At 45.2% G+C, this 16,455-nt stretch carries 12 protein-coding genes; 6 read left to right on the top strand and 6 right to left on the bottom strand.

Annotation, left to right across the window (positions count from 1 at the left end; genetic code table 11):
- Window positions 1-28 precede the first annotated feature (28 nt).
- Window positions 29-2,374: an LPS assembly protein LptD gene (gene lptD, locus H735_RS22880; protein ID WP_020193959.1), complete on the bottom strand. Its 2,346-nt coding sequence runs from the start codon at window positions 2,372-2,374 to the stop codon at window positions 29-31.
- A 269-nt stretch (window positions 2,375-2,643) separates the two neighbouring features.
- Here lptD and djlA point away from each other — a divergent pair, with 269 nt between their 5' ends.
- Window positions 2,644-3,504, top strand: coding sequence for a co-chaperone DjlA (gene djlA / locus H735_RS22875; protein WP_005437387.1), 861 nt, complete (start codon window positions 2,644-2,646; stop codon window positions 3,502-3,504).
- Between the two features lie 138 nt (window positions 3,505-3,642).
- Here the strand turns inward: djlA and H735_RS22870 are convergent, their stop codons facing one another.
- From H735_RS22870 to leuA, 5 genes are all read right to left on the bottom strand, one after another.
- Complete coding sequence (locus tag H735_RS22870) at window positions 3,643-4,425, bottom strand: DUF547 domain-containing protein (protein WP_020193960.1); 783 nt, start codon at window positions 4,423-4,425, stop codon at window positions 3,643-3,645.
- Between the two features lie 135 nt (window positions 4,426-4,560).
- Window positions 4,561-5,163 (bottom strand): 3-isopropylmalate dehydratase small subunit, encoded by a 603-nt coding sequence (gene leuD, locus H735_RS22865; protein WP_020193961.1) that lies wholly within the window; start codon window positions 5,161-5,163, stop codon window positions 4,561-4,563.
- A 16-nt stretch (window positions 5,164-5,179) separates the two neighbouring features.
- Complete coding sequence (gene leuC / locus H735_RS22860; protein ID WP_020193962.1) at window positions 5,180-6,580, bottom strand: 3-isopropylmalate dehydratase large subunit; 1,401 nt, start codon at window positions 6,578-6,580, stop codon at window positions 5,180-5,182.
- 73 nt (window positions 6,581-6,653) lie between these two features.
- Window positions 6,654-7,745, bottom strand: a complete 1,092-nt coding sequence (gene leuB / locus H735_RS22855) for a 3-isopropylmalate dehydrogenase (RefSeq protein ID WP_005430431.1) — start codon at window positions 7,743-7,745, stop codon at window positions 6,654-6,656.
- Window positions 7,746-7,839: 94 nt separating this feature from the next.
- Window positions 7,840-9,387 (bottom strand): 2-isopropylmalate synthase, encoded by a 1,548-nt coding sequence (gene leuA / locus H735_RS22850; protein WP_005437391.1) that lies wholly within the window; start codon window positions 9,385-9,387, stop codon window positions 7,840-7,842.
- Window positions 9,388-9,921: 534 nt separating this feature from the next.
- On the opposite strand from leuA, the gene H735_RS22845 reads away from it, so the two are divergent.
- From H735_RS22845 to H735_RS22825, 5 genes are all read left to right on the top strand, one after another.
- Window positions 9,922-10,713, top strand: a complete 792-nt coding sequence (locus tag H735_RS22845) for an SH3 domain-containing protein (RefSeq protein WP_020193963.1) — start codon at window positions 9,922-9,924, stop codon at window positions 10,711-10,713.
- A gap of 200 nt (window positions 10,714-10,913) precedes the next feature.
- Window positions 10,914-11,462 carry a phosphatase PAP2 family protein gene (locus tag H735_RS31465; RefSeq protein ID WP_020193964.1) on the top strand — a complete coding sequence of 183 codons (549 nt, stop codon included), beginning with the start codon at window positions 10,914-10,916 and terminating at the stop codon, window positions 11,460-11,462.
- A 3-nt stretch (window positions 11,463-11,465) separates the two neighbouring features.
- Entirely contained in the window at window positions 11,466-12,512 is a 1,047-nt protein-coding gene (locus tag H735_RS22835; RefSeq protein ID WP_020193965.1) for an MJ1255/VC2487 family glycosyltransferase, read from the top strand.
- Window positions 12,513-13,043: 531 nt separating this feature from the next.
- Window positions 13,044-14,003: a LysR family transcriptional regulator CalR gene (calR, locus tag H735_RS22830; protein WP_005437396.1), complete on the top strand. Its 960-nt coding sequence runs from the start codon at window positions 13,044-13,046 to the stop codon at window positions 14,001-14,003.
- Between the two features lie 299 nt (window positions 14,004-14,302).
- Window positions 14,303-16,111, top strand: coding sequence for an AMP-dependent synthetase/ligase (locus H735_RS22825; protein WP_020193966.1), 1,809 nt, complete (start codon window positions 14,303-14,305; stop codon window positions 16,109-16,111).
- Window positions 16,112-16,455 lie beyond the last annotated feature (344 nt).

Below are 16,455 nucleotides of genomic sequence, written 5' to 3'. Positions count from 1 at the left end.
CTTGTTATAGGTAAGACGCTTAATTCAATTAATTGTTCAAATAGAATGGACGACCGTATTTAATCGCGTTGTCTGAGCCATCAAGTTCTTTCGCGGCCAAATCTGCGCGTTGGTTGGTTGCAAAGCCTTGAATACCGAAGTTCACACTGATGTTGTTTTCGTATTCTGGTGATGCACCATCACTGCCGATTGCTCTGTCATCCCAACCCAGTAGTTGGTTTGAGTAAGTCAGACCAAAGTACCAACAATCTGATTGGTAACGAACGCTAGCAAGCCATTCCATATCAATGTTTTCATTCAGATCGTAGTAGTACTGGCCACTTGCAGACCAGTTCGGGTTGAACTCGTATGCCGCCACGATACCTGCTTGTGAAATACCTTTACGAGTGATCGTATCTAGGTTTTCGACAATGATCGTATCTTCAATGTATTCACGCGTTACATAACGGTAGTTACCTTGAATAAAGCCACCATTGAATTGGTATTCCAATGTGCTGTTTGCAAGCTGCATCGAGCTCAAGTCGATGTCGTACTGGATACCACCGTGGTAGAACAGGTAATCGTTGTAGTTGAAGTCAGTCTCAACTGCCCACGATGAGTAGTTTGATGTTTCATCTGGCAAGCTTGGGTTGTTACTGATCTTAGTCTTCTTATCAAAGTAATAGATCTGACCAAACGAGACGTTCAAGCGCTCTTTGTAGTCATCATCAAAAAAGCGAGTACTTGCACCGTAGCTTAACTGGTTTGCTGAAGCAATTTTATCGATGCCACTGTATTTGCGACTGCGGAATAGACCGTAATAATCGGTTTGCAGCAAGGTGGTGTCGTAGTTGTAAATGTTGCTCTGATCTTCATCAGGAACATACAAGTACTGTAACTGTGGTTCTAACGTCTGTGTGTAACCTTCGATCCAGCTAGTATCACGCTCTAAGTACATGCGAGCGTGCGTGCGGAACTCTGGGATCACACGTGACACGTTTTCATCCAGTGTGTCACGCAAGTCGGTATCAGTTAGGCCAGTAAGGTCTTGAGAGTAGTAAGTCGATAAGATGCGTGCTTCTGTCGTCCAATCTGCCCACGAGTTTGACAGCGGGATTGTTATACCTGGTTCGACGTGAACACGAGTTGCGTTTGGTTTTGCAGTGTCATCGGTGTCGAAGCGGCTCACTTGGCTCTTTACATCGAAGTTAACGTAGTTACCCCAAAGCGGCGTGTAGTAGTTAAGGTCGAGCTGAGGAAGCAAGCGATATGGTTGGTTGTCTTCTTGGAGTAGGATTTGGAAATCACGTACTCGCAGTGACGCATCCCAGAAGTCAGAACGGTATTGAACTTCACCTTCTTGTAGCAATTGACCATCTTCGCGGTTACCAATATCAGAGTCGAGATCTCGGAAATAGTCGATATCACTTACCTTAGAGTAATCAAGCCTGACAACCCATTGTTTATTGATAATACCATCGTGTTTGAATTGGTAACCCCAGCGCGATTCGTCTTGGTAGCGTTTATCGCTGCCCATGTATTCGCCTTTAAGCTCACCGTCACCCCAGCCATTGGTTAGATAGCGGAAGTCAGTATCTAGCTTAGTACCACGCTTTTGCATGTACAGAGGCGTAATTGTCATGTCGTATTGAGGAGCAATGTTCCAGTAGAACGGAATTTCAACTTCCATACCATCGCTTGAACCGTACGACATAGAAGGGAAGAGGAAACCTGTTTTACGCGTATCGCCAATTGGCATCGTCAAGTAAGGCACATAGAATACTGGTACATCCAACACCTCAAAACGAGGGTGGTGCAGGGTTGCTGTTTCTTCGTCTTGGTCAACATCGATTCCTGATGCCACTAATCGCCAAGAGTTATCACCTTGTGGGCAAGAGGTAATTGAACCATCTTCTAGTTCATAAACAGATTGGCCCGTGCGTGCAATGTACGCAGCTGTACCGCGGCCTTGTTGGCAGAGGAATTGGTAATCGGTGTTTTCTAGCGAGAAAGTATCTTGATTAATGTCGTTGGTGACGCGATCTGAGCGTGCTTTTACTTTGCCATCGTTGAAGGTTACGTTACCTTCAGCGACAACGACATTGTCTTGTTGGTGAAGCGTTACGCTATCCGCGGTGATTTTCTTCGGACCTTGCGTGACTTCTACGTTGCCAGAGTACTGAGCTTTGTCACCATTGATGGCTTGTAAGCGGTCTGCTTGTACTACGACTTCGGAGTTAAGCGCGTCCTCCTCACCACTTGTTTCGACCAAACATTGATCTGTGGTGGGCATTTCCTGCACACTATCATTGATATTCGCTTCAGCTTGAGTGGTGGGTACAAACAAGGCGGTGCTGATAGAGGCCGCTAAACATGTGCGGGAGAAATGTTGCATTGAATTGAACTTTCCTGTGTCACTACTACTCGATGGCTATAGGGCTTGTTGTACCCTCGCTTTATAGCCAAATGAATCAACTATAGTTTGCAATTATCCCAGAGCATGGATTCGCTGTGGCATAATGCCGATATAAAATAGCTGCAAAGATAAGCAGGCGAAATAGCCTGATCATAAAAAAACTAATTCCATTATCATAAAGGAAATCGTTGCGTCCGGCACTATAAGACCGCCGTCGTCGATAAAAATTCATTGATAGAGAACACATAATGCATATTTTTGGCAAAATTTTGGGTGCCTTTTTTGGCTTGTTACTCGGTGGTCCATTCGGTTTGTTGTTTGGCCTATTTATCGGTCACCAATTCGATAAAGCGCGTCGTTTAAGCCAAGCGGGGTTTTCTACCGGAGGCTTTGGTAAAGGTCCAAGCCAAGCCCAGCGCCAAGAAGAATTTTTTAAGGCTGCATTCGCAGTTATGGGACATGTGGCAAAAGCCAAAGGTCAAGTGACCAAAGAAGAGATTCAACTTGCGTCTGCAATGATGGACCGCATGAGTTTGCATGGCGAGCAACGTCGTGCAGCACAAGAAGCGTTCCGTGATGGTAAAGAGAGTGATTTCCCACTTGAAGATGTATTGGTTCGCGTAAAAATCTCTTCAGCAGGGCGTTTTGACTTGTTGCAGTTCTTTTTGGAACTACAAATCTCAGCGGCATTTGCTGATGGTTCCATCCACCCGAGTGAGCGCAGTGTATTGCACAAAATTGCCCGTGGTTTAGGGTTCTCTTCGGAGCAATTAGAACGTCGCCTGAACATGCAAGAAGCCGCGTTTCGTTTTCAAAGCCAAGGTGGTTTCCATGGTCAGCAACAAGGGCAATATCAATCTTCAGGGGCAGGTTGGCAGCAAGCCTCACAAGCGGATCAACTGGCGGATGCCTACAAAATCCTTGACGTCTCTTCAGATGCGGACGGCAAAACGGTCAAACGTGCTTACCGTAAATTAATGAATGAACATCACCCAGATAAATTGATGGCAAAAGGTCTACCACCAGAGATGATGAACGTCGCGAAAGAGAAATCTCAAGAGATTCAAAACGCTTACGATTTGATTAAGAAAGTCAAAGGCTTCAAGTAGGCGGACGTTTTCTATCAAGTATTGGATTTAAAAAGGGCACAGAGTGCCCTTTTTTCATGTCTTAGTCTTTGAGTTGCCGGCGTCTTTAGCTTTTGGCTTATCATGATCCTAACGCTAATTGACCTCAAATCCCCCAGTTTAGTTGGCCTGATTCAAGTCCCAATCGTATTCGTATTTCACGTTACCAGAGAAATTTTTGTATTGCGGTGCGTATTTTGCGATGTGGTTGAAGATTTGTTTTTCTCCACCAAAGTCCGTTGCAAACCAATAATAAATAGAAGACAGCTGTGCCGTGTTACCTTGAATGGATACGCCTTTGTTGCTGTTGATAAATGTTTTGGCGGCACTATCTAGTAGAGCTTGCGTGTTTTCAGCAGTGAATGCTTGAGACTGCAGATTAGGGCATCCTAGGCTGGCACAGTTAACTGCGTAATGTGTTCTAGAGTCATTCCAAATTGGACGTAAAATGCGATGTTCAATATCGTTTAAAGTCAGATCTTTCCCGTTGACCACGACCACATCGTCTCCCCAAGGGCCAAAGCTAAATAGCCCACCAAGTTTGGTAATCGATTCGACAGGATAGTTATCTAGAATTAAGTCTACAGTGATGGCGTTGTAAAGGTTTACCCAGTAGGCGTATTGCTCCGCTTGGTTGTATTGTCGAGGGTCGAGTTTTGCCAAACGTTGGATATATTGTTTCAGCTTAGTTTTATCGGCTGAGGTGACTTGGCTGTAACGAAACAAGGTATTCTCGCCTTGTTCAACTAAATAAGCATCGAGCAATTGCTGCCAATCTTGATGAGAGATTTGACTTTGATTGGCTTGATTCGATTGTTTCCAATACGGCCATAAGTCGGATTTAGGTGCGGCAAATGTCGAGAAAGAAACGAGCGCACACAAGAGTAATAACAGACGTTTCATAGAGATACCTTTGGGTTAAAACCTTATTGATATTGTAGACCTGCACAAGGCGAAGTTTCTTTCTTGAGGCAATGAAAATAAAAGAAAAAAGGCTGGCATAAGCCAACCTTTTGTTTGTTTAAGTTGCGATTTTAATTAGTTGAGAAAGCTTGGGATATTCGCTTCGTACTCGGCAATCTTATCTTCGTGTTGAAGGGTAAGACCGATATTGTCCAAACCGTTTAGCAGGCAGTGACGACGGAATGAGTCGATTTCAAAGCTGTACTCTTTGCCGTTGGCGCGAACCACATTCGCTTCTAGGTCTACTTCCACTTCTGCGCCTTCATTCGCCTCAACAAACTGGAAGATTTCATCCACTTCTTGCTCAGTCAAACGAACTGGCACCATTTGGTTGTTGATCGAGTTGCCGTAAAAAATATCGGCAAAGCTTGGTGCGATCATCGCTTTGATGCCGTAATCCGCTAGTGCCCACGGTGCGTGCTCACGAGAAGAACCACAACCGAAGTTTTCACGTGCTAGCAAGATAGAAGCGCCTTGGTAGCGCGGAGCGTTCATCACGAACTCTGGGTTCGGTTGTTCGCCTGCATCATCTAGGAATCGCCAGTCATGGAATAGGTGCTTACCGAAACCTAGGCGAGAGACCTTTTGTAGGAACTGCTTTGGAATGATGGCATCAGTATCTACGTTCGCTGCATCTAGAGGAACAACTAAGCCTGTGTGTTGTTTAAAACCTGACATCTGTTCTCTCCTTAACCTAATCCAACTCACGAATATCAACAAAGTGACCAGCAATTGCTGCTGCCGCTGCCATCGCAGGGCTCACTAGGTGGGTACGGCCATCACGACCTTGGCGGCCTTCAAAGTTACGGTTTGATGTGGATGCACAGCGCTCATGAGGACCCAAACGGTCATTGTTCATTGCTAGACACATCGAGCAACCTGGTAGGCGCCACTCAAAACCCGCTTCTTTAAAGATAACATCCAAACCTTCCGCTTCTGCTTGCGCTTTTACTTGCTCAGAGCCAGGAACGATTAGCGCTTGAACGTGAGATGCGACTTTGCGACCTTTCGCCACTTCTGCGGCTGCGCGCATGTCTTCGATACGTGAGTTAGTACAAGAACCAACGAAGACTTTATCGACGTTGTAATCAGACAATGATTTGCCTGCTTCTAGACCCATGTAAGCCAACGCTTTTTCTGCAGAGGCTTTTTCTACTGGATCGGCAAAGCTCTCTGGTGCTGGGATCGGTTGGTCTACCGCGATAACTTGGCCTGGGTTAGTACCCCAAGTGACTTGTGGTTTGATATCGGCAGCATTTAGCGTCACGACCGCATCAAACTGAGCATCATCGTCAGTTTTTAATGTCTTCCAGTACTCTACTGCTGCATCAAAGTCGGTACCTTGAGGTGAGAATTTACGGCCTTTGATGTATTCGAATGTGGTTTCATCTGGCGCAATCAAACCGGCTTTCGCACCTAGCTCAATTGCCATGTTACATACGGTCATGCGGCCTTCCATTGAAAGGTCTGTGATCGCTTCACCACAAAATTCAACCACGTAGCCTGTACCGCCAGCAGCCGTAGTTTCACCGATGATGGCTAGCACGATGTCTTTAGCCGTGATGCCCGGTGCCACTTTGCCTTTCACTTCGATCTTCATCGTTTTAGCGCGCGCTTGTTTTAGCGTTTGAGTCGCTAATACGTGCTCAACTTCTGATGTACCAATACCAAAAGCTAGAGAGCCGAACGCACCGTGTGTAGCCGTGTGCGAGTCACCACAAACAATGGTCATGCCTGGTAGGGTAATACCAAGCTCTGGGCCCATAACGTGCACAATACCTTGGTATTTGTGGTTAATGTCGTAAAGCGTAACACCAAACTCTTCACAGTTTTTCGATAGCGTCTCCATCTGGATACGAGCCATCTCACCGGATGCGTTGATGTCTTTGGTGGTTGTCGAAACGTTGTGGTCCATGGTGGCAAAAGTTTTGCTGACCTGGCGCACTTTACGACCTTTTTCACGCAAGCCGTCAAATGCTTGCGGAGACGTCACTTCGTGTACCAAGTGACGGTCGATGTACAAGATTGGGTTTTCCCCTTCTGCTGCGACGGCAACGTGTGCGTCGTAGACTTTTTCGTATAGTGTTTTGCCCATTGTTTGCTATCTCGTGTATAGCTCCCGACAACGGCTCATCAGGAGCAAATAATTATTATCAAGTCGTGCTGTATTAAGAGTTTAAGATGTACTCAGCGATCTTATCGCCCATCTCAGACGTCGAAAGTGCTGGGTTGTCACCAGCAAGGTCACCCGTTAGCTCACCCGCTGATAATGCTTTTGAAACTGCCGTTTCGATGTCTTGTGCCGCCGTTTCTTCACCTAGGCTGTAACGCAACATCAGTGCAGCAGATAAGATTTGTGCCACTGGGTTAGCGATGTTCTTACCTGCGATATCTGGTGCACTGCCGCCTGCTGGCTCGTACAGACCGAATTTGCTTTCGTTTAGGCTTGCTGATGGCAACATACCCATAGAGCCTGTGATCATCGCGCACTCATCAGAAATGATGTCGCCGAAGATGTTTGAACATAACATTACGTCGAACTGAGCAGGGTCTTTGATAAGCTGCATAGTCGCGTTATCAATGTACATGTGTGACAGCTCGACATCTGGGTAGTCTTTTGCGATTTCTTCGACCACTTCACGCCATAAGATAGAACTTTGTAGAACGTTCGCTTTGTCGATAGAGCACACTTTCTTGCGACGTAGACGAGCAGACTCAAAAGCGATTTTTGCAATACGTTCGATTTCGTAACGGTGGTACACCTCAGTGTCGAACGCTTTCTCTGTTGGACCTTCACCTTCACGACCTTTTGGTTGGCCGAAGTAGATGCCGCCCGTCAGTTCACGGACAACAACGATATCAAAACCGCGACCTGAGATGTCTGCACGTAGTGGTGAGAAAGCTTCAAGGCCTGAGTGGATTTGCGCTGGGCGTAAGTTACAGAATAATTGGAAGTGTTTACGTAGCGGCAGTAGGGCACCGCGCTCAGGCTGGTCGTTTGGTGGTAAGTGCTCCCACTTAGGGCCGCCAACTGAGCCGAATAGGACTGCATCAGACTCTTCACACGCTTTTACTGTGCTTTCTGGAAGTGGACAGCCGTGATTATCAATCGCAATTCCGCCCACATCATGCTCGTCACGCTCAAACGCAATGCCGTGTTTCTTTTCGATTGCATCTAACACTTTATGTGCTTGCGCCATTACTTCTGGGCCGATGCCGTCGCCTGGTAAAACGGCGATTTTGTATGATTTGTCTGTCATGGTAATCCTTTGAGTTTTCAAAATTTTTGAGCTTGTCTAAAACGAATTTGGTTGGAGCCTGAGTTGTGAGGCTCAAGCTCCAATGAATTAATCATTAAACCGTCGCAATTCTCTTTTGCTTCATCTCTTCAATCTTGTCGGCACGATGAATGCTGTTGATGACGTGTAATAGCGCTTGGCCAGATGCTTCTACGATATCGGTAGAAACGCCGGTACCGTGGTACTTACGGCCTTTGTAGTTAGCGATGATGTCTGCTTGACCAAGGCCGTCTTCACCTTCGCCTTTTGCGGTTAGGTCAAACTTGTCTAGGACGATTTCGTAACCTGTCACGCGGTAGATACATTGGTATAGCGCATCAACTGGACCATTACCGACGGCAGCTTCACACATTTCTTCATCGCCACATTGCATTTTGACGCTGGTGGTTGCCATTACGCTGCCAGATTGCACGCTTAGGTAGTTCAACTTGTAGAAGTCGTCTTCTTCGCGCAAGTTCGAGAAGTGCATTAGCGCTTCTAGATCGTAGTCGAACACCTGACCTTTGCGGTCAGCAAGTTTCAAGAAGTCCTCGTACAACGCATCTAGGTTGTACTCTTCTTCTTTGTAGCCCATCGCGTCCATGTGGCTCTTAACCGCAGCACGGCCACTGCGACTGGTTAGGTTCAATGCTTGGTTCTTAAGGCCAATCGACTCAGGCGTCATGATCTCGTAAGTGTTCTTGTTCTTTAACATGCCATCTTGGTGAATACCTGAAGAGTGGCTGAACGCGTTAGCACCAACGATCGCTTTGTTGCTCTGGATTGGCATGTTACATAGCTGGCTGACCAACTTGCTGGTACGGTGGATTTCGTCATGTTTTAGACCCGTATGCACGCCCATGAACTCTTGGCGAGTTTTTAGGATCATCGCGATTTCTTCTAGAGAACAGTTACCTGCACGCTCACCGATACCGTTAATGGTACCTTCTACTTGTCGAGCACCTGCTTGCACGGCAGCGATAGAGTTCGCAACAGACATGCCCAAGTCATCGTGACAGTGAACAGAGATAATCGCTTTGTCGATGTTTGGTACACGGTTGAATAGGGTCTCAATGATGCCACCAAACTCGCTTGGTACTGTGTAGCCAACGGTGTCTGGAATATTGATGGTGCTTGCGCCAGCATCAATGGCCGCTTCAACCATGCGACATAGGTTGTCGATTGGCGTGCGACCTGCGTCTTCACAAGAAAACTCAACGTCATCGGTGTAATTACGTGCGTGTCTTACGGCTTTCACGCCCATTTCTACAACATCGTCGTAGCTACGGCGCAGTTTGTCTTGAACGTGGACAGTAGAGGTAGAAATGAAGGTGTGGATTCGGAATGCATCTGCGACTTTTAGCGCTTCAGCGGCAGCATCGATATCTTTCGCAACGGCACGCGAAAGGGCACAAACTCGGCTGTTTTTAATGTGTTTTGCAATAGTTTGTACGGATTCGAAATCACCAGGAGAAGAAACAGGAAAACCCGCTTCGATAACATCAACGCCTAGCCTTTCCAGCGCATAGGCAATTTGCAGTTTTTCTTTAACCGTCAAGCTTGCTGACAACGCTTGTTCGCCATCACGCAATGTGGTGTCGAATATAATGACCTGATCGTTCATGTTTGCTTCCTTCATGATTTCTGCACTTTTCGTGCAATTTAATCGTTTACTTCCGGTATTTAGATATAAAAAAACCCGCATTTGCATGCGGGTTTCTTAGAAATTGGTGTGGTTATTTTTCTTCCACAGCCTACCCGCGCGAATTGGTCACGATCAGGAGGAGGCTAAGCAGGATAGAAAAACGTGCTGACATAGTTGTTAAGCATTCCACAAAATTAAGTTAACAAATTAGTACCGCACTCAATGGAACACGTCAACCCTAAAGTCGATTTTTTATTCATATCGGATGAGTATGATAATAAATAAGTGAGAAGTGATACTTTTGTTGAATGACTATTTTTGGAGATATATACGCTAAGAAGGTAATGACGGCGGTAAAGGTTACGCTGCTGGGAAAGTTCTTTTCCTATTTTATACCGCACGCTTTGCGAGGTATCACACAAAGGGGTCAATTGGTTGGCATAATTCCATCAGAGCGTTTTATAGTAGAGCGGATGCATTTATAGAGTTTCAAAGTAAATAGGTCAGGGATTAATGGATTTAGCAAAACAATTTGGACGTTCTGCGCTGGCAATCGCTGTGGTTTCTTTATCTGGGTGCCAACTGTTGCAGTTTGGTTCTCAGCCCCATACGGTTTCTTCTGTGATGATGAATGATCATGCTGAAAGCGTTATGGTGATCAATCAACAGATGGATCAGTACCTGAGTGAAGATGGGCGAGCTTCATTTCTGAATCAGATGCTGGTGGCGTTGGAGTCTGACAACCGTAACAAGTTCAAAGGCAAAGACCCCGATACATATTCATGGTGGAAGATTCGAGTTCAGCCTAACCAATGGAAAGAGGCGGAAGTCAGTCGCCCAATCGTCGACGGAGTGGACACTTCCAAAACACTAGAGTTTATGGATGTGTCATACCGCTCTAAAGCCAACCTGAATTTACGCTCAAAGCCAAGCTTAGACGGAGAAAAGCTTGGGGAGCTAAATAAGGATGAAGAGTTTAATGCGATTGCAAAAGTTGAGGGTGAGCCTTGGTTGTTAGTCGAGCAAAAGGGCATGGTTCGAGGTTATGTTCATAAGGACTATGCGCGCACTAACCAAGTCAATCACGATATTCTTTCTATCAAGCCAAACCCTTTGTTATGTGGTGATGAACCTGCGCCAGTAGAGCCGGCCGAAAGTGAGCTGTTCGGTAACTACACTTGCCGTGATTTGAGTTATGAGCTGACGAAAGACGGCCATATTACCGCGGGTTCACTCAGAGCATGCCGTAAAAAAAGAAAAGTATGGTATATCGATGTTCCGATGGCGAGCTCGAACCAATCTTAAGTCACCACCTCCTCTCAATGATAAAGCTCGGTCGATCATGTATTTGTCACCGAGCTTTTTAGTACCATCTAATCATTGGTTATTTCTCTCTTTCTCCCAAGCCATCACGTGTCATTAATTGTCCAAATTCTCGTCATGTAGCTGTCACTTTCTACGCCTACTTTTCATACAAGGGCGTTGTCAAAGTATAGGGAAGTCACATGCGAGCTTTAGAGACAATTTCACAGCCAATGGCAAGCATCGTTAAATTTGATTTGGCGTTTTCTAGTGTGTGCTTACAGCACCGCTTTAACCAACAAGTCGCAAATATCAGTAAAGGCGTTTCCCACAGTGGGGATGGGCACCTTTACTTGGTACTAGGTTTACTGGCCTGGTTCCTTGATAAGCAGCATGGACAATGGTTTTTACTCGCAGGGCTTACCGCGTTTGCGTTTGAACTGCCGATTTATTGGATGCTTAAGAACAGCTTTAAGCGTCGTCGTCCTGAAGAATTGAGTGCACTTCTACCTGCATTTATCACGCCGTCTGATCGCTATAGCTTACCCTCCGGTCACACCGCTGCCGGTTTTGTTATGGCGACCATCATCAATCACTTTTATCCAGAGCTTGGAACTTTCGCCTTTGTATGGGCGAGCTTAATTGGCACGTCACGAATTTTGCTCGGCGTGCATTTCTTTACGGACATCATTATTGGCGCCTTGTTGGGCAGCCTTTGTGGTTCTGTAGCAATTGCTATAGTAGGAGGCTAGTGGATGAAAATCCTTTACGGTGTTCAAGGTACGGGGAATGGCCATATCGCTCGGGCAAGAGCCATGAGTGAAGCATTCAAAGTGCACGATGTGCAGGTCGATTTTCTTTTTTCAGGACGTGAGCCAGAAAAGTACTTTTCTATAGAAGCATTTGGGGACTATCAGACGCGTCGCGGATTCACTTTTGTGACGGAAAAAGGATCGGTGAACTACACCAAAACCGCTTTGAACAATAATCTCATTCAGTTTTTTAAAGAAGTGAAGCAGCTTGATCTTTCTTCTTATGATTTAGTCATCAATGACTTTGAACCCGTTTCTGCTTGGGCGGCTCGTAAGCAAAACAAACCTTGTATTGGGATCAGTCATCAAAATGCATTTCGCTATCCGGTTCCATTAAAAGGTGCGAGTTGGTTTGATAAATCGGTGATTGAACACTTTGCTCCTTCGCAACATCACTTAGGCTTGCATTGGTACCACTTTGATCAGCCCATCCTTCCTCCTATTGTTCATACACTTGACCATGCCTCAGGCTGTGAAGACTTTGTTTTGGTGTACCTGCCGTTTGAATCAATTGAAGACATCAGTGATTTGCTATTTCATTTTAATCAACAATCTTTCGTCTGCTACCACCCAAATGTGATTGAGTGTGAGCGTATCGAAAACATTGAATTGCGTCCGTTGTGTCATACCAATTTCCAATATCATTTGCAGCGTTGTAGTGGCGTGATTGCCAACGGTGGGTTTGAGCTTCCTTCAGAGGCCCTATCGCTTGGTAAGAAGTTACTGCTTAAACCACTGGCGGGACAATTTGAGCAACAGAGTAATGTCGCCACGTTAGAAGATCTTGGCTTGGCGACTTCTATGGATAATCTGGATATTTCGATCGTACGTCAGTGGTTGAAGGAGCAATATGCCGAAAGCGTAAAGTATCCAGATGTAGCCAAAGCTATCGCGAGTTGGGTATTACAGGGTGCATGGGACGCGCCGGAGAAGCTTTCTGAACAACTTTGGGAACAAGTGGATTTTCCAAGTTACGTAGCCAATATTTAACTCTCACCCCATATTTCTCTTGCAGTCATTCATGACCTGATTGGCTGCATTTTTATGCCCTCAAAATCATTTCTATTCACTGCGATTTTGCTGCCTCTTTAACTGATTTGTGTGTTTTGTGAACGGAACTATTGATGCTGGTTTTTGAAGTGAAATGGAAACAATAATTTCCGCAAATGGATTGTATAACCCCTGTAGATTGTCATTAACGTGCTAAATAGGTTGTCAGAAATCTCTGATTTAGTTGTTTTATACTTTTTTATGTTTTTCTTAACATTATGATAAATATTGATTAAATACCTAATTGGCTAAAATTTAATGATTAAATATCAATCTAGTTGCGAAACCTTGATTGATTAGTTGATAGTACAGTTCAAGCCGGAAACATCCGGACGATAAATATAATACAAATTCGGTTTTCTATTCCTTCAAAAATGATTTGAATCCAGCCACGGTCGTTTGTGCGCAAAGGGATTCTATTCGTTAAGAATTCATTGAACCAAGTTGACGATTACATAAGAGGCGCACTCCATGTTAGATAAAAAAGACGCGATGAGCGCAATTGCTAGCTACCGTATGGAAAGCACATTGCGTGGTGTAGATTTAAACCTATTGACTGTATTTGATGCTGTGATGCAAGAGCAAAATATCACTCGTGCAGCACACAACCTAGGCATGTCTCAACCAGCGGTAAGTAACGCGGTTGCTCGCCTAAAAGTAATGTTTAATGATGAGCTATTCATGCGTCAGGGTCGTGGTATTCAACCAACTCAACGCGCTCGTCAACTGTTTGGCCCAATCCGCCAAGCACTACAGCTTATCCGTAACGAACTACCAAGCTCAGTATTCCAACCTGAGTCTTCAACTCGTCTATTTAAGCTAGCGATTTGTAGCCCATGTGACATGCGTTTTGCACCTCGCATCATGGCGAACGTCAATGAGCAAGCGCCAAGCGTACAGCTTCACCTAGATGCGGAATTTGATCGTCTTCTTTCTGAGCGCATGCGCTACCAAGAAATCGACTTCGTAATCGACTACGCTCGTTTCGATGACCAAGGTTTCTCAAGCACTGAAATCTTCAAAGATGAGCTAGTTGTGATTGCATCTAAGACACACCCTCGCATCCAAGGCGGTGTATCTGCAGAACAACTGATCAACGAGAAACACGCGAAACTATCACGTGTACATGGTCAACGTAGCTTCTCTGAGCAAGCTTACCGTGAACTTGATTGCCAAGCGGCATACGAAGGTTCAAGTCTAAGCAACCTACTATACGTAGTAAGCCAGTCTGAGCTTGTGACTATCGCACCACGTTGGATGGCTGAAAACGCAGTAAACAGCGATCAGCTACAAATCTTAGATTTCCCATTTGAAAACAAAGAAATCAGCGGCTACCTAAGCTGGCACGAATCAAGTGAGAAAGACAAAGGCCACATCTGGCTACGTGATCAACTAATGATCACTTGTGGTGAAGTTGTAGCGCTTAAATAAGCCTAACTTTTAGCCTGACTAACTGGTCAGACTGGATTTGTAATCATCAATTTTTACAATTCCTTGGCCCCGAGAGATTGCCGTCTCTCGGGGTCTTTTTATATCCGCTAAATAACAGCTGAAACAGCGACTTAAGTTGATTAAACCTTCATCAGTTAAACATGAGCTATGCTCTCATTAGTGATAGTGCTCTCTTAATAATGATAAGTTTGATAATGGTCAGTTGCGTTTTTAAGCGTCGAGGTTACACTTGTGCGCTCAAATAGCTTACGCCTGTAAGCCAAAAGGTAATGTAAAGAATGGCCAAGTTAGATTTTCATATCGTTAAACGTATTCGTGAACAAATTGCGAAGGGTGGTACTCGTGTTGCGCTCAAACATAAAGTAGGCGACGCATGGCAAGGTATTACTTGGGAGCAATTTGGTCAGCAAGTGGATGCTTTGTCGCTTGCACTTTTGGCTCAAGGATTGGGCGTTCAAGATAAGATCGGTATTTTCTCAAACAACATGCCGCAGTGGACTATCGCTGACTTTGCAGCGTTGCAGTTACGTGGCGTAACCGTTCCGATCTACCCAACCAACACAGCAGCGCAGTCTGCTTACATCATCGATAATGCAGACGCAAAAGTGCTGTTTGTCGGTGAGCAACCTCAATTTGACGCAGCCGTTAGCATCTTTGATGAATGCCAGCAGCTAGAACTGATCGTTGCGATGTCGGATGACATTGAACTCGGCGAACACGCGTTTGCAATGACGTGGGATGACTTCATTGCCAAAGGTGATGATAGTCAGCAGCTCGAGTTAACTTCTCGTTTAGATCAAGCGCAAGAAGAAGACCTTCTCACGTTGATTTATACCTCTGGTACAACTGGGCAGCCAAAAGGCGTTATGTTGGATTACGCGAACATTTCGGCTCAGCTTGAAGGCCACGATGAGCGTTTAAGTTTGACTGAAGATGACGTGTCTTTGTGTTTCCTTCCGTTATCACATGTATTTGAGCGTGCTTGGACGTTCTACGTGCTCTACAAAGGCGCGACGAACTGCTACCTACAAGAGACCATGCAAGTACGTGATGCTCTGAGTGAAGTACGCCCTACAGTCATGAGTGCGGTACCACGCTTCTACGAGAAAATCTTCTCAGCAATTCATGAGAAAGTATCACGAGCACCTGTTCACCGTAAGATCATGTTCACTTGGGCCGTTAACATGGGCGCCAAGATGGCGGCTTGTCACCAAGAAGGTCGTAAACCTTCGTTGATGCTGCGTAAGTCATACGCTCTGGCGGATAAACTGGTGCTAAGCAAGCTACGAGCACTGCTAGGTGGTCGCATTAACTTCATGCCATGTGGTGGTGCGAAGTTGGATGAGACCATTGGTCGTTTCTTCCATGCGATTGGCATCAACGTGAAGCTTGGTTATGGCATGACGGAGACCACGGCAACGGTTTCTTGTTGGGATGACCAGTGTTTTGACCCAAGCTCTATCGGTATGGCGATGCCAGGTGCACAAGTTAAGATCGGCGAAAACAACGAGATCTTGGTGCGTGGCCCAATGGTGATGCGTGGCTACTACAAAATGCCAGAAGAAACCGAGAAGACATTCGACGAACACGGCTTCTTGAAGACGGGCGATGCCGGTTACATTGATGAAAATGGCAACTTGTTCATTACTGACCGCATTAAAGAGCTGATGAAGACCTCAAACGGTAAGTACATTGCGCCTCAAGTTGTCGAAGGTGCGATCGGTAAAGACCATTTCATCGAGCAAATCGCGGTTATTGCCGATACACGTAAGTTTGTATCAGCGCTTATTGTTCCGTGTTATGACTCGCTAGAAGAGTACGCGAAAGAGCTGAACATCAAGTATCACGATCGTGTGGAATTGATCAAACACCACCAAATCGTTGAGATGCTTGAAAAGCGCGTTAATGACCTGCAAAAAGAACTGGCTAAGTTTGAACAAGTTAAGAAATTCAAACTGTTACCAAAAGCGTTCTCGATGGATGATGGTGAGTTGACCCCAACGCAAAAACTTCGTCGTAAAGTCATTAATGACAAATACCAAGATGAAATCGAAGAAATGTACAACGAAAAGTCAGATAAAAAGTAACTTAAGCTGACTTAGATTTCAGATTGATGAAATTATCCCCAGTTGCCTAATATTGTGCTGCTGGGGATTTTTTATGACTGTCTTTCACACTTCTTTCCCCTTGATAAAGAGAAATAATCACTCGAAGTGGCTATTTTGAGTGAAATTATTCACTTTATTTTCTTCTTCTTTCTTTTATTGATTCCAAATTGAACGCGCTTGATAGCGTCAAACCCTACCTTTGTTCTGATTTACAGCATCTTGTTTAAAATTTGATTCAACTCTCATTAGACCCGTTGATAATAAAACGTTACATTTGTTGTGTTACCTTGCGTTTTGTTATGACAGACGCAAGACATAGCTGA

This window comes from Vibrio owensii CAIM 1854 = LMG 25443, from assembly GCF_000817815.1.
Lineage (GTDB): Bacteria > Pseudomonadota > Gammaproteobacteria > Enterobacterales > Vibrionaceae > Vibrio > Vibrio owensii.
Note: the sequence above shows the minus strand (reverse complement) of the source record. Positions and strands in the feature narration are given on the sequence as shown.